Origin of the sequence: Gilliamella sp. B2838 (genome assembly GCF_026536185.1) — a bacterium.
Lineage (GTDB): Bacteria > Pseudomonadota > Gammaproteobacteria > Enterobacterales > Orbaceae > Gilliamella.
Genome location: NZ_JAFNOO010000003.1, coordinates 61535 through 75248 on the forward strand (window position 1 = coordinate 61535; position 13714 = coordinate 75248).

At 34.4% G+C, this 13714-nt stretch carries 14 protein-coding genes; 8 read left to right on the forward strand and 6 right to left on the reverse strand.

What is annotated here, in order from left to right; all coding sequences use genetic code 11:
• Positions 1-395: 395 nt before the first annotated feature.
• From J3U63_RS03900 to J3U63_RS03925, 6 genes are all read left to right on the forward strand, one after another.
• Positions 396-1775 carry a hypothetical protein gene (locus tag J3U63_RS03900; RefSeq protein WP_267348215.1) on the forward strand — a complete coding sequence of 460 codons (1380 nt, stop codon included), beginning with the start codon at positions 396-398 and terminating at the stop codon, positions 1773-1775.
• 17 nt (positions 1776-1792) lie between these two features.
• Positions 1793-2134 (forward strand): hypothetical protein, encoded by a 342-nt coding sequence (locus J3U63_RS03905; RefSeq protein WP_267344379.1) that lies wholly within the window; start codon positions 1793-1795, stop codon positions 2132-2134.
• Positions 2135-2236: 102 nt separating this feature from the next.
• A complete protein-coding gene (locus J3U63_RS03910; protein ID WP_267344378.1) occupies positions 2237-2365 on the forward strand; it encodes a hypothetical protein in 129 nt (42 codons plus the stop codon).
• A gap of 295 nt (positions 2366-2660) precedes the next feature.
• The gene (gene trmA, locus J3U63_RS03915) at positions 2661-3758 is read left to right on the forward strand and encodes a tRNA (uridine(54)-C5)-methyltransferase TrmA (RefSeq protein WP_416379655.1); all 1098 of its coding nucleotides are present in this window, start codon (positions 2661-2663) and stop codon (positions 3756-3758) included.
• Between the two features lie 362 nt (positions 3759-4120).
• Positions 4121-4807: a heavy metal response regulator transcription factor gene (locus J3U63_RS03920; RefSeq protein ID WP_065635101.1), complete on the forward strand. Its 687-nt coding sequence runs from the start codon at positions 4121-4123 to the stop codon at positions 4805-4807.
• On the forward strand, positions 4794-6197 hold the full coding sequence (locus J3U63_RS03925) for a heavy metal sensor histidine kinase (RefSeq protein WP_065635100.1): 1404 nt from the start codon (positions 4794-4796) through the stop codon (positions 6195-6197). The genes J3U63_RS03920 and J3U63_RS03925 overlap by 14 nt, the downstream gene beginning before the upstream one ends.
• Here the strand turns inward: J3U63_RS03925 and J3U63_RS03930 are convergent.
• From J3U63_RS03930 to J3U63_RS03955, 6 genes are all read right to left on the reverse strand, one after another.
• Positions 6190-6390, reverse strand: coding sequence for a YaeP family protein (locus J3U63_RS03930; protein WP_065635099.1), 201 nt, complete (start codon positions 6388-6390; stop codon positions 6190-6192). The genes J3U63_RS03925 and J3U63_RS03930 overlap by 8 nt on opposite strands.
• Before the next feature lie 43 nt (positions 6391-6433).
• Positions 6434-7396: a lipopolysaccharide heptosyltransferase RfaC gene (gene rfaC / locus J3U63_RS03935; RefSeq protein WP_267332559.1), complete on the reverse strand. Its 963-nt coding sequence runs from the start codon at positions 7394-7396 to the stop codon at positions 6434-6436.
• A gap of 6 nt (positions 7397-7402) precedes the next feature.
• On the reverse strand, positions 7403-8446 hold the full coding sequence (rfaF, locus tag J3U63_RS03940; RefSeq protein WP_267332560.1) for an ADP-heptose--LPS heptosyltransferase RfaF: 1044 nt from the start codon (positions 8444-8446) through the stop codon (positions 7403-7405).
• Between the two features lie 10 nt (positions 8447-8456).
• Entirely contained in the window at positions 8457-9383 is a 927-nt protein-coding gene (gene rfaD, locus J3U63_RS03945; protein ID WP_267370493.1) for an ADP-glyceromanno-heptose 6-epimerase, read from the reverse strand.
• 861 nt (positions 9384-10244) lie between these two features.
• Complete coding sequence (gene cmoM / locus J3U63_RS03950; RefSeq protein WP_267370495.1) at positions 10245-11024, reverse strand: tRNA uridine 5-oxyacetic acid(34) methyltransferase CmoM; 780 nt, start codon at positions 11022-11024, stop codon at positions 10245-10247.
• Between the two features lie 3 nt (positions 11025-11027).
• Entirely contained in the window at positions 11028-11759 is a 732-nt protein-coding gene (locus tag J3U63_RS03955; RefSeq protein ID WP_323849477.1) for a 1-acylglycerol-3-phosphate O-acyltransferase, read from the reverse strand.
• A gap of 90 nt (positions 11760-11849) precedes the next feature.
• Here J3U63_RS03955 and mnmD point away from each other — a divergent pair, with 90 nt between their 5' ends.
• Together mnmD and J3U63_RS03965 are read left to right on the forward strand one after the other, a co-directional pair.
• The gene (gene mnmD, locus J3U63_RS03960; protein ID WP_267370497.1) at positions 11850-12554 is read left to right on the forward strand and encodes a tRNA (5-methylaminomethyl-2-thiouridine)(34)-methyltransferase MnmD; all 705 of its coding nucleotides are present in this window, start codon (positions 11850-11852) and stop codon (positions 12552-12554) included.
• A gap of 202 nt (positions 12555-12756) precedes the next feature.
• Positions 12757-13695, forward strand: a complete 939-nt coding sequence (locus tag J3U63_RS03965; RefSeq protein WP_267370499.1) for a hypothetical protein — start codon at positions 12757-12759, stop codon at positions 13693-13695.
• Positions 13696-13714: the final 19 nt, after the last annotated feature.

The window sequence follows — 13714 nt, forward strand, 5'->3', positions numbered from 1 at the left end:
GTAATATTGTTATTGAAGTTATTTTTTTTAACAGTATATATTGTTGAATAATTTTAAAAAAATACCCGTTATATTGCTACAAGGAATGGTAAAAATATGTTAAAATATGGTCTTAATCGGGCATCGGGCATCGGGCATCGGGCATCGGGCATCGGGCATCGGGCATCGGGCATCGGGCATCGGGCATCGGGCATCGGGCATCGTTTTTATTAGTTAATAGTGATAGTAATTGTTATCAAGAGTTTCATTCTTTATACAAAAATCCATTTTCAAATTCATCTCTTTATTTATTCTATATCAATAAGCTTAATCATATCTCCTTATTCAAAGCGTTTTTAAGAAAGGGGATAGTAAAAACAGGTTTATGCACTCTATTTTTGTCGGTGTTGTTTACAGTGGTATCGATAAAGCCGGTACATGCTTTAACGACACAAACAGCACAGGTAATAAATGGTAATAGTCCTTATATCAGTTTTGATGAGGGAAAGACAACTTCAACGACGGTATTACCACTCTTATCGTTAATATTACCGAATAATCAGGCAATATCCGTTTTGGAAGATACTTCAACTTCTTTAACTCCAATAGTAATAGATAAACCATCACCAACATTTGCTGATATCAAAACCAATTTACCTTTTACTAGTTATCCATCAATGCCGTTAGCCAATGCAATAGTAGCAAATAATTATTGGCGTGATGCAGATGGGGATAAGCTTTCTACTGTCACGGGTTATTTGAAAGCAAAGTGGGAGGATGTTGAAGGTGTCGATATAACAGACAATATTAAATCGAATCCGAATAGTGAGTTAGATGCGTGTAAATCCCCCTATAAATTAACACTTAGTGCCGATGATGGCGCGTTATTGACTAACTATGGCATACCGGATATGAGTTCATTCAAGGGCGGAAGTCATAGCTATTACATTATTCCGAATGTAAAAAAAGCGTGTTATTTAAAACCTCATTTAGTTTTTGGTAAAGGAAGTCAACCAGGAGATATATATGAAAATGGCAATTATGCTGGTCCCCCTGAGCAATGGGATCCGGATAGAGGATTTAAACCGCAAAATATTAATGATGCCACAAGTAATTTTCCAACAACCGGTTCTAATAATTTCTTTTTTATTATGCAATTGGCAGGTCTAACTGCAAATGAATTTATTGCAATAAATAGTAATACAGTCAATGCTTCATCGGGTACTGGAATTTCTTTATCACTCAGTCGCGAAGGTGATTATGCTGTACGTATTACATTGAAAGGACCTGCTATAGACTCGCCAAATAAGTCGTTTTCAGTTTCAACATTTAAACTTTATAGCGATCAAAGTAAAACTAATCTAATCTACCAATTTACCATTTGGCGTTGGTACTTAGTAAAACCAAGTACTGATAATACTTTTTTTGATGATGGTCAGGCTTTTTGTCGTACTTTGGGGGGGAATTATAAACTTCCTGAAGTGTTTGATTTAACGAATGCAAACGGTAAGGATATTGTATCTGGTGAGAGATTGGCGATGGGTTTGCCTGGTCAAGGTAATGTTTATCAACGAAGAATCAGTTATTGGAATGAGCATTGGATTGGCGGGTTATTTAACGAATGGGGGATGGTAAATAATGAGTATTATACAGGCAGTAACTGGTATACCGGTGACTACGTAGTTAATCATAAAACTACGGGGGGGCTTGTATTTAATGTTCATTCTAATTATGGTGACGTTGATACCTCTTGGAGTACAACAACAAGCGCAAGAGTTGCTTGTATAACGTTTTAGAAGGTCATAAAAGGATAATGAACATTACTGAAAAATTAAAACAGAGTGAGCGTTTTGATAATATTTATTTTTATCGTGAAAGAATGTTTGTCCAGCTTTATGGTGTATCGCTTTATTTGTCGTTAAAAGAGTTAGATTTACCGTTAAATGTGCGAGTAAAACGATATAAAATGCTAGGAAATAAAGCAATTTTAAATGCGGGCATGCCATTAAAAAGTTTAATAAATTTAGATATAACTAATTTAATTGTAACCGATAGTGGCTTCAAAATTCCTAACAGTTGGTCGTTTGAACCCGTATCTTACCATGATTGGTATGAGAGAAAGCTAAAACAGTTATTATCTGAAGAAGAAAAATAGTTTGTTATATATCATGCGTAATTGATGATTTGCTAGCGATTAAGAACGTTAGCAGATCATGTAATGAGCGTGAAACAAGCAGCAGTTTAAGGAAAAGGATTAATGATAAAAATTGCCTCCAGAGAGCGTAGCGAACTGGCGCAATTTTTAGAGTGCAAAAAACATACAAAGGATTATGTATCAAAAATAGTCGATGCGATATTTAAAGAAAAATCTAATTCAAGAGTTTGAATTTAAAATGATTTATTACGGATAGATCAATCAATGCAGTTTTATATATAACAAAAATTTATATTAAATTTTAAGTAAAATGTCTAAATCCTAGGCTAATAATGTGTTTATTGTTATAACAGCCTTCATGTATATGTTATGATTAATAGGATTTTATTAAATCATACTATTACTGCTTTTAAATCGCGTTTTTAATTAATCACCTGATTGAATTATTTATGGTAGTTGATTAGTTATTCGATGATGAGCAGTATTTCTTTTATCATATTACCCTAATAGCGATGACTTAATGAAGATGACTGAATGTTTTTCCAACGATCAATATAACCGACAATTACAAAACAAAATCAATAATCTAAAAACACTTTTTAGCGATTTTGTGCTACCTGAATTGAAAGTTTATTCTTCTCCAGTAAGTCATTATCGGATGCGTGCTGAATTTAGAATATGGCATAATGGTGAAGATCTTTATCATATTATGTATGATAAAAAAACTAAGAAACGGGTTCGCATCGATAGCTTTCCTATTGCAACAAAGCTTATTAATCAAGCCATGCAAGCTGTTTTACCACTTTTACAGTACAATGAATCATTACGTCATTTACTTTTTCAAATAGACTATTTTTCCACGTTGAGTGGCCAACTATTAATTACGTTGTTATATCATAAAAAACTCGATGAAAATTGGATTGCTCAAGCAAGATTGTTAAAGCAACAATTAGCCGATCAGGGAATTAATGTCAATTTAGTGGGGCGTTCAAGTAATCAAAAAATTTCAATTGATGTTGATTATGTGGATGAAGTTTTGCCAGTGCTGGATAAAACATTTCAATATCGTCAAGTTGAAAATAGTTTTACTCAGCCTAATGCCGCAGTTAATATCAAAATGTTAGAGTGGGCAATTTCAGTGACTAAAGGTTCATCTGGCGATTTACTTGAATTTTATTGTGGTAATGGTAATTTTTCGGTTGCTTTAGCACAAAACTTTCGTAAAGTTTTAGCGACAGAAATTGCCAAAGCTTCGGTCTATTCGGCACAACATAATATTGTGGTTAATCAAATTGATAATTTAGTGATAGCCAGACTATCTGCCGAGGAGTTTACTTGCGCAATTAGAAAAGAGCGTGAATTTAATCGATTAAAAGGCATTGATCTAGACAGTTATCAGTGCCAGACCGTTTTAGTTGATCCACCACGAGGTGGATTAGACCAAGGCACTATCAATAATCTTAAAAACTACGCTACAATCATCTATATTTCATGCAATCCTTATACTTTAAAAGAAAATTTGCAACAACTTATCGCAACACATGAAATTAAACACTTAGCTATGTTTGATCAGTTCCCATATACCGATCATATAGAAATGGGCGTAGTACTACAGAAAAAATAGTTCTTTGCGTACCCAAAATGCTTTAATTTTGTTAGAATAACACATACCTTTCAACGCAAGAATCGGTGTTTGGTTAACAGAACGCTATTTTCTTTATTATTAATAAAAAAAAACCCTAGATAAACTAGGGCTGCATTAAATTGCAAGGAATGGATGAAAGGAAATAAAACAATGAAACAATAATGTCTAGCCTCATGAATCATTGTGTGCATACTATAACAGAGACAAACAAACTAATTAGTGACATAAAAATTACAATATAGTCATTAATTTGTCATGATGTCATTTGGTTTTTTCATATATCCTATTACAGCATTATGCAATTTCGATAATCAACTAAAATAATAAAGGAAATACTCAAAATGAAATTGTTAGTTGTTGAAGATGAACATAAAACAGGCGAATACTTACGCCAAGGTTTAATTGAATCTGGTTTTATTGTTGATTTAACCGATAATGGTTTAGATGGTTATCATCGTGCTATGACCGAAGATTATGACTTAATCATACTTGATGTGATGTTACCCGATATCGTTGGTTGGAAAATTGTCCAATCTTTACGTGAGGCAGGCAAAGATACACAAATTATTTTGCTTACCGCAATGGGTAGTGTTGATGATAAAGTTAAAGGTCTTAATTTAGGTGCTGATGATTACTTAGTTAAGCCATTTTCGTTTGCTGAACTTTTGGCGAGGGTCAAATCATTATTAAGACGTAATGTTCCCCAAGTTAACAATTATCAACTTACCATTGCTGATTTGGTGATGGACTTACCTAAGCGCACAGTTACGCGAGCGGATAAAAGAATCGAATTAACTAATAAAGAATTTTTGTTACTGGAGTATTTTTTACGTTATCCTGGCGAGGTTTTACCTCGATCGCTTATTGCTTCACAAGTGTGGGATATGAATTTTGATAGTGACACCAACGTGATAGATGTGGCAATTAGGCGATTACGAAATAAAATCGATGCTGGGTTTGAACCCAAATTAATACATACTGTGCGTGGAATGGGATATAAATTAGATGTATTGGATGAAGCGGATTAAAATTATCTCATTTCGTTTGCCCTTAATTGTGTGCTTACTGACATGTGGGTTACTTTATTGTTTTAGTTATCTGATCGAACGTTCATTTGAAAAATTTTCGATTCAACAAAATGTCACTGAATTGAATTCGGTAATTTCTTCTATTGAACGAGAGCTTACTTATTATTCTCCTGATGATAATCGTGATGAATTTTTTCAAAATTTATTATTAATTTTGACAGGTCATCATCATCTGTTTGTCTATATTATTGATGATTCTGGTAAAATATTATATCGGACACGTGGTCCTAATTTAATGCTTGCTCTAAAACCAGATGAATTTGAAAAGATAGTCACTGAGCATACGACAGCAATATCCAATATGGATAAATCATCTTATCGAATCGCCGCTTCACGCGTTATGGTTGAACCACATAATCAATATACGACTATTGTAGCTGTTGGTCGTGATTTACAATTAGAATTTATTAATCGATTAAGAAATGGGCTTGGTTTACTTATTGCAATCTCATGTGTGCTTGCGCTAATTGGATCAATCATTTCGATATATTACACTCAAAAGCCGATTAATCGCTTAATTAAGAAAATTGAGCGTATTAATATGAAAAGCCTTAATTATCGAATTTCAACCTCGACTGTTCCTATCAAATACGTCAGCCTTGTACGCGCATTTAACAATATGCTTAGTCGGATGGAAGATGTTTTTCTTCGTCAGCGTAATTTTACTGCTGATATTGCGCATGAAATGCGAACACCCATTACTAACTTAACTACGCAAACTCAAATCGTGTTAAATAATGCTCGATCAACTGAAGAATACCGAGAAATTTTATATTCTAACTTAGAAGAGTATGAAAGAATGTCATTAATGATATCAGATATGCTGTTCTTAGCTCAGGCTGATAATCGTCAATTAGTGCCAAATTTAATCGATATTGACTTACATAACATGCTCAGCTTAATGTGTGAATATTTTGAACCCCTTACTGATGAAAAGAATATTGCTTTTAATCTGGAAGGTAATTGTGCACATATTCAAGGTGATAAAATGATGCTAGCTAGAGCAATAAGTAATATTTTATCCAATGCTATTCGTTATACGCCTGAAAATCAAATTATCAGAATTGTTTTAAGTCAAGTCACCGATAAACGTGTAAAGATCATCATTTCTAATCCAGGTAAGAAAATTGATAGCCGGCATTTACCTCATCTTTTTGACCGGTTTTATCGTGTAGATGAATCTCGTCATCGTAATGGAAATGATGCTTCTGGAGCGGGTATTGGATTAGCAATTGTAAAATCAATAATTGAAACGCATAAAGGCTCTATTTATGTCGAGTCTGATGAACAATCTACACGGTTTATTATCAATTTACCCACTGCTATGTGACATTAAAGTCGCTAATTAGTAAATTTGCGGCTGCGTAAGCCGCTTTATCTCTTAACTCTTTGGGAACCAGTTGGTTGCTGGCTACTTCATCAAGTGCTTGCATAACAGCACTTAGCGCATCTTCAATGTAACCAAGTTCATTGCTGCCAATTTGTGCATATTTTTCACGAATTAATTCACAATAATTATTCATTAATTTTATCCCTTTTTAGTTAAGCAATGATGGATTGACTCATTTATAACAAATCAGTCAATTTTTGGTAAACGTGCTGTGCAGTGATTGTTTTCATGCTTTTTTCTGGCGAAATAATACTGTATTGATTTTTGCCATAACCACCAATTAACTTAGGATCAGTTTGACCAAATAGCGTAATATTTGGTCTATCTAATGCTGCTGTTAGATGACTCAATCCGGTATCAACCGAAACAACCGCTTTAGCACCTGCAATAATGGTCGCAATATCATTTAATGAGAGTTTTGGTAACACTTCAACATGGTTAAAACCTTGCGCAAGGCGAATTGCTCGTTGTTGTTCATGTGGTGCCCCCCAGGGTAATTTAATTTTTAAACCTGTTGGCTCAATTTGTTTGATTAATTCTCGCCATTGCTCCTCACTCCAATGTTTTTCATCCCGCGTTGTAGAATGTAAAAAAATAAGGTATTGTCCTGCATCACTCGGTAAAGTACTTAGAAAGTGGCGAGCAATAGCATAATCGCCAGTGAGGGTTGGAATAGGGTAATTAAGGCTTTGGGCAAATAACATTCTAACACGTTCAATTGCATGCATTTGCTTGGGTATGTGGTGCTTTATATCGTAAAACCAACTCGCTATGGGCTCCTTGATGCTTTGACGGTCTAAGCCATGTTTAATGCCTTTAGCCTTGCGTGTAATCAAAAACGCACTTTTAATTAGCCCTTGTGCATCGATAATTGCATCATATTGCTTCTGTTGAAGTTGTTCAATAAAAGCGTGACGTTCTTGCCGTATTGGTTTTGCAAACCAATTTTTGCGCCAACGTCGGATTGCCACTGGTATAACTGTATCTACCGCAAAATGCCAACTGGGAATTTGGGCAAAGTTCTCTTCTACCACCCAGTCAAAAGTAACATCAGTTAAGCAATTTGCTGCATCAGTTAGTGCAGGTAGTGTGTGCAGCACATCCCCCATCGAAGAGGTTTTAACAACAAGTACACGCATGATTAGTTACTCTTTTTCACAACGTACGATGAGATTCATTAACGTTTCGAACACTTGAGCGGGTTTTATATCGATCAAACTTTGGTGATACCCTTGATCGCCATCGCCTTTACGTACTTTGTGATATCCGGTGATTAATCGAATAATTTCTGCTCTGTTGGATAAAGGTGGCGTAAAATCAGGACTACTTGGCCCATAAAGCGCCACTAAAGGCCGATCTAATGCGGCAGCAACATGCATTAAACCAGAATCATTAGTAACGATTGCTTTACACCCTGCAATTAAATTAATTGCTTGCTCAAGCTGTGTTTCGCCAGCAAGATTAATACATTGATCGCTATGCGTCATTTTGGCCATAATTTGATTTCCAACTTCCCGATCGTTGGCCGAACCAAATATTAAAATTTTAGCATGTTGGCTTACAATCATATCGGCTAGTGCTGCATAATGGTAATCGGGCCATCGTTTAGCCGGTCCAAATTCAGCGCCGGGACAAAAACCAATTAAAGGTTCATCGTTTGCAATATTGAACAGGGTTAAAGTATTGGTTATATCCTCTTGGCTAACCTCTAATTTTGGCCACAATAATGGTTTAGGCAGATCTTGTGCTGAATGAATTTGTTGTTTAGGATAAGCAAGCGCAACATAACGTTCGACCATTTGTGGAAATGCTGGCTTATCTAATTTGCGCAAGTCATTTAATAATCCATAACGCATTTCACCTTTCCAACCTGTTCGTTTAGGAATTTTAGCAAAAAAAGGAATTAGCGCTGATTTAAGCGAGTTAGGTAAAATAAAAGCTTGTTCATAATTGTTATTACGTAGCTCTTTACCTAAATGATAACGTTGCATAAGATTAAATTCACCATGACCTAAAGGCATTGCAATCGATTGATTTACTTCCGGCATTTTATTCAGTAATGCTCGACACCAAGCGGGTGCCATGACATCGATTTCAACGCTAGGATCAAGTTGTTTTAAAGTTCGATATAGGCTTTGTGACATCATCATATCACCCACCCAAGACGGGCCAATTATCAACGTTTTCATTTGACTTCCTTTATTGCTCATTAAGCCATTGCATATATTCAGTTGTCCCTTCACTTACTGTTTTAAAATCAATTGGACAACCCGTTTTTCTAAACTTAGTTAAATCTGCTTGTGTAAAACGTTGATAACGTCCTTTTAGGTGATCAGGAAATGGAATGTAATCAATTTCGTCTTTTTTGTGATAACTTAATACCGCATCTGCGACAGCTTGGAATGACTCGGCGCGGCCTGTACCACAATTGTAAATCCCAGAGATATTATTTTTCCAAAACCATAAATTGACATCAACTACATCGCCAACATAAATAAAGTCGCGTTTAAAATTATCACTGCCAACAAATAATTTCGGTTTTTCACCTTTATGGATTTGTTCGTTCAAGTGAAAGGCAACGCTAGCCATACTGCCTTTATGATTTTCGCGTGGTCCGTAAACATTAAAATAGCGAAAACCACACACTTGTGAAGTTGCATCAGGTAGGATTTTTCTTACATATTGATCAAAAAGAAACTTAGAATATCCATAGACGTTTAACGGTTTTTCATAACAGCGATCTTCAATAAAGTTATCACTACGTCCACCATAAGTTGCCGCAGATGATGCATATAAAAAAGGAATATTGAAATCTAAACAGTAATGTAACAAATCTTTCGAATAATCATAGTTGTTTTCCATCATAAACTTGCCATCCCATTCTGTTGTTGATGAACAAGCACCTTGATGGAAGATGGTTTCAATATTGAGCTGTTCTCCCGCAATGATTGCTGAAATGAATTCATCTTTATCCATATAGTCAGCAATATCTAAATCGACTAAATTTGCGAATTTAGTTCCATCGGTTAAATCGTCGACAACTAAAATATCTTGATATCCTTGATTATTTAATCCTTTAACAATATTGCTTCCTATAAACCCAGCGCCACCCGTTACTACGATCATAATCATTTTCCTTAACTAATCTATTTAATCTACTTATGATACCGATTTATGCAAAAATTTTCGAGTAATCATTTAAGTTAAAGTCATCATTGAGCATTAGTAACTAAATTGTACAGAACAATTGACCACTTAACTAACTAAATGGGGTAATTTATACTCGATATTAGAAATATCAAGTATTTCTACTTGTTTTGCTGATCATTAAGTACTAGCAAAGCGGTAATTTGATTTGGTCTATAGTGTTTTGTCAGTGCTATGACGGCATTAGTATATTGGTTATTATTGATAATGCAGTCAGTTAATATGCCACTTTAAACGTATTTATGGCGTAAATCAGAGATAACCGTTGAGCCATTTTCAAATAACATCATAATTAATAATACCAATACAAGAATTTGTTGTATCAATAACGGTTAAAGCGCTAATCCCAGCTTTTGTCAAAGCAAACATTGCCTGCCTATAAAAGCGTTGTATTATTTTTAATATCGATTTTTTATGAATGTCGATTCAGCAACTGTTTAAGCGTTGTTAACCAAACTTGTTCAACGTTGCCACCAAAATGATAACAAGTAGAATGTTTTTGCGTAAATTTTTTAATTTTTGACTATCATTGCTAAAGCCTTTAATTAAGGCTAATTGTCGTGCAATCTTGATTGTTTGTGTAAAATTTATAGAGTACGCTTGTTGGCTAATTAACTGCTGATTAGATGAGTCGAAGTAGAAGAACAAATTGAAATTTTGAAAGCAATACCAATTGTTGTTAGGCAGTGCGGACAGAACCTTTATTAATTGTAAAGGCTTAATGCTACTTATTTTAGAAGATGAATATAGCCTAATAGAAGGCTATATTTTATCTATAACTTATTGGTCATTGTTTAATTTTGCACTTATCAAAATGTATCTAGCTAAACTCAGATAAGGTTCAGTTTGGCAATACTGTTTTTCTAACTCAAGTAATTGTTCAAAATGACTTTCAGCTTTGGATTTATTGTTTAAGTAATCATGAAAAACTCGGATTCCTGTTTTATTGGTAATAACAAAGCCAAGGTGAGTTAACCAAGTGTAGACATCATGAGGTTTTCTTGGATAATCGGGTGAAAGCGTCTTTTTTTTACGTTTACGAAGACCTGATTGGGTGTAGCCAAAATTGCCTAGAGTGACAGTTTTAAATAGTAATGCATCAAGGTTATAGAACATCAAAGATAGATAACCCTCAGGTTTTAAGTATTTTTTTAAAGATGCGATGACCTCAACAGGCTCTGCCACCCATTCTAAAACAGCATGACAAATGACGAGATCAAATTGTTCATGAACATAATTACTGAGCTGTTGAATTGAGCAATGGATGAAACTCATAGCTAGGTTTTCAGTTTGGGCTTTTTGTTTGGCTAAAGCTAACATGTGCCCAGAAATATCACAAAGCGTGACTTGGTGTCCCATTTGGGCTAATCGACAAGCAATTTGCCCTTGTCCACCACCGGCATCAAGAATTCTTAATGATTGATTGGCAGGGTAACATGTTAAGATTTTAACTAGCTCTTGCCAAACAATCGCTTCACGAATTTTTCCTTTTGTTGTGCCATAAATGTTTTGTGCAAACTTATCGCTGATATCATCAAAGTTACGGTCTTGTTTAGTCATAAATTATTTTTGATTATCTTGTTGCTTGGCTTGCATATTGATTTGTTCGATTTTGTCACTCATTAATTGGTGGCACTGTTCCATTAAAGTACGAGCATCCTCTTTTCGTAGGTTTTTCGTTTCGATCGGTGCGAGCATCTCAACAATCATATGGCCGTTGTTTAAACGATTTAATTTAATCGAATTGGTATCAGAAACACAAATAGGTACAATTGGCACACCGGCGGCAATCGCAGCTTTAAATGCACCGGTTTTAAATGGCAGTAAGCCACGACCTTGACTACGGGTACCTTCAGGAAACATCCAAATTGAGATGCCTTGTTTTTTTATTTCATCAACAACTAATGCAATCGTATCATGCGCTTTAGTTTTATTATTGCGATCAATTAGAATATTACCGGTGAGATAATAGAGCTGACCAAAAAAAGGAATCCAAGCAAGACTCTTTTTACCAACTGTAACTGTTTTAGGTTGAAAAATATCGGCTGCAACAATCATATCAAAATTATTTTGGTGGTTGGCGATATAGACGCAACTACCTATTTTTTCGATATCAGGATATTTACGTGTATCAATTTTTAGCCCTAAGATTGGTTTAAAAAAGAAGCTAAAAAGATGAGCAAATCGAGCAATATTTTTTGGATTACGTGGATTAAATAAACAAAAAACTATGCCTAAGACACAAACAATAATCCCTATAACTATTACACTAATTAAGCGAAAAAGAAAAACCATAATTTACCTCATAAGTTTAATGCGCGTATTATATACTTAATCTAGGCTAATATACAGTTAGCTTGTCTGTTTCACACATTAAGGGTATTTATGCAAAAATCGACAATTATTTGGGACAATAATACAGCAATTTCTGGTTATTTTGATGATGTATATTTCAATACTGATGGTGCGGTTGCTGAAACAACATATGTATTTATTGAAGGCAATGAGCTTAATTTGCGATTTTTACAACATGATCATCATACATTTATTGTCGGTGAAACCGGTTTTGGTTCAGGACTGAGTTTTTTAGTTTTATGGTATCATTTTTTACAATTCAAAAAGCACAACCCCGATCACCCACTAAAAAAATTGCAATTTTTTAGTGTCGAAAAATATCCATTATCGATGGATGAAATGAAAAAAATACACAATAGTGTCATTGCAAAAGATCATCCATTAGCGCCATTAGCAAAAAAATTGCGCGAGCATTTGAGTCAATCCACGTTATTAAGTCAAGATGTCAATTTATCGGTTTGTTATGATGATGTTGCACAATTTGCAACATTTTTAACTAAACAACATATTTTAATTGATGCATGGTTTTTTGATGGTTTTTCACCGGCTAAAAATCCCGACATGTGGTCTGAATCCTTGTTTAAGGCTTGCTATAAGCTAACTCGCTCAGGTGGACGTTTTGCAACGTTTACCGCAGCGGGTTTTGTGCGCCGTAATTTACTGAGTGCTGGCTTTGTTGTTAATAAGCAAAAAGGATTTGGGGTAAAGCGAGAAATGCTAATTGGCTATAAATGATAAGTTATGCTAAGTAGATAAAATTGTCATAATCATTTATTATCAATCATCTTGTAATTAATAAGATAAGTGAATAGGGTAACGAATAATTCAACAATTTACTAAAATTTATAAACTCATTGATATAATATCTTGAAATATAACAATAGATTATTTTTTAATAACATAAGGAAAGTACAACTTAAGTTGAACAGGAGAAAACATGAAAACTTTTAAACTATTACCACTGGCGTTAATAGGCGCTATGGCTTTAGCTGGTTGTGAAGAAAAAAATGAAGAATATTTTCTAAAAAATATTGATGCAGCAACCGAAAAACTTGAACAATGCACCCAAGATTTTAAAAAAGCTTTTATGGCAAAAGATGAAAATGCTGCTGAAAAAGTCAGTAATAATCCAGAGTGTTTGGCGGCAGAAAGTGCTATTAAGAAAGACAAACAATTAAAAGATGAACAAGAGAAACAGCGTAAAGAAGCTGAGCAAAAACAAGCCATTGATTCCGCAATGGCAGATATTCAAAAACAAGTTAATGGCTTGACATGGACTGACGTTATTGATGAGTATTTAAAGATTGATGAATGTAAAAAAGCTTTATTTTCAAGTACAAGCGGTAATCCTAAATGTGTTGCATGGGAAACTATTTTTAAAGAAAAAGTTGATGAAGGTAAAAAAGAGTTGAAACAATTATCCTTTGATCAACTTAAAACTAAAATGACATCATTATGTAAGTTAGATAAACGAACTATTTCTAATTGTAGTATCGCGCAAGAAGCATTACAAGAAAAAGCAACTGAAGAATTAGCTAACGACGATCTGCAAACAATTAAAGCTAAAGAGCCCATTTATTGTGCTGACGATTTAAAACTTTTAGCGGTGTGTAGAGTTGCTTGGAATAACGCTTGGCAAAATCAACATAACAAGCTTGTCAAGTTTTATACTCAAAACAATACAGAATTTGTGACTACTTATAATGCTTGCATCGATAAACTAGAACAAGTTAAGGCTGAAAATTCAGATTTTTTAAAAGGAATTCAATTAGAAGAAACAATTAGACAAACCTATCCATGCCGTCAAGTAAAAGATGCTTACATCGAAAGAGGTATTGGATATGCGCCTTTCGAAGACGGAAAATTAGAACAATAATCGCCTTAATGACCCCCTG

Bases quoted from the DNA above. Each gene is read 5' to 3' on its own strand.
- J3U63_RS03905 (WP_267344379.1), top strand. From the start codon at position 1,793: ATGAACATTACTGAAAAATTAAAACAGAGTGAGCGTTTTGATAATATT.
- J3U63_RS03910 (WP_267344378.1), top strand. From the start codon at position 2,237: ATGATAAAAATTGCCTCCAGAGAGCGTAGCGAACTGGCGCAATTTTTA.
- trmA (WP_416379655.1), top strand. From the start codon at position 2,661: ATGACTGAATGTTTTTCCAACGATCAATATAACCGACAATTACAAAAC.
- J3U63_RS03920 (WP_065635101.1), top strand. From the start codon at position 4,121: ATGAAATTGTTAGTTGTTGAAGATGAACATAAAACAGGCGAATACTTA.
- J3U63_RS03925 (WP_065635100.1), top strand. From the start codon at position 4,794: ATGAAGCGGATTAAAATTATCTCATTTCGTTTGCCCTTAATTGTGTGC.
- J3U63_RS03930 (WP_065635099.1), bottom strand. From the start codon at position 6,390: ATGAATAATTATTGTGAATTAATTCGTGAAAAATATGCACAAATTGGC.
- rfaC (WP_267332559.1), bottom strand. From the start codon at position 7,396: ATGCGTGTACTTGTTGTTAAAACCTCTTCGATGGGGGATGTGCTGCAC.
- rfaF (WP_267332560.1), bottom strand. From the start codon at position 8,446: ATGAAAACGTTGATAATTGGCCCGTCTTGGGTGGGTGATATGATGATG.
- rfaD (WP_267370493.1), bottom strand. From the start codon at position 9,383: ATGATCGTAGTAACGGGTGGCGCTGGGTTTATAGGAAGCAATATTGTT.
- cmoM (WP_267370495.1), bottom strand. From the start codon at position 11,024: ATGACTAAACAAGACCGTAACTTTGATGATATCAGCGATAAGTTTGCA.
- J3U63_RS03955 (WP_323849477.1), bottom strand. From the start codon at position 11,759: ATGGTTTTTCTTTTTCGCTTAATTAGTGTAATAGTTATAGGGATTATT.
- mnmD (WP_267370497.1), top strand. From the start codon at position 11,850: ATGCAAAAATCGACAATTATTTGGGACAATAATACAGCAATTTCTGGT.
- J3U63_RS03965 (WP_267370499.1), top strand. From the start codon at position 12,757: ATGAAAACTTTTAAACTATTACCACTGGCGTTAATAGGCGCTATGGCT.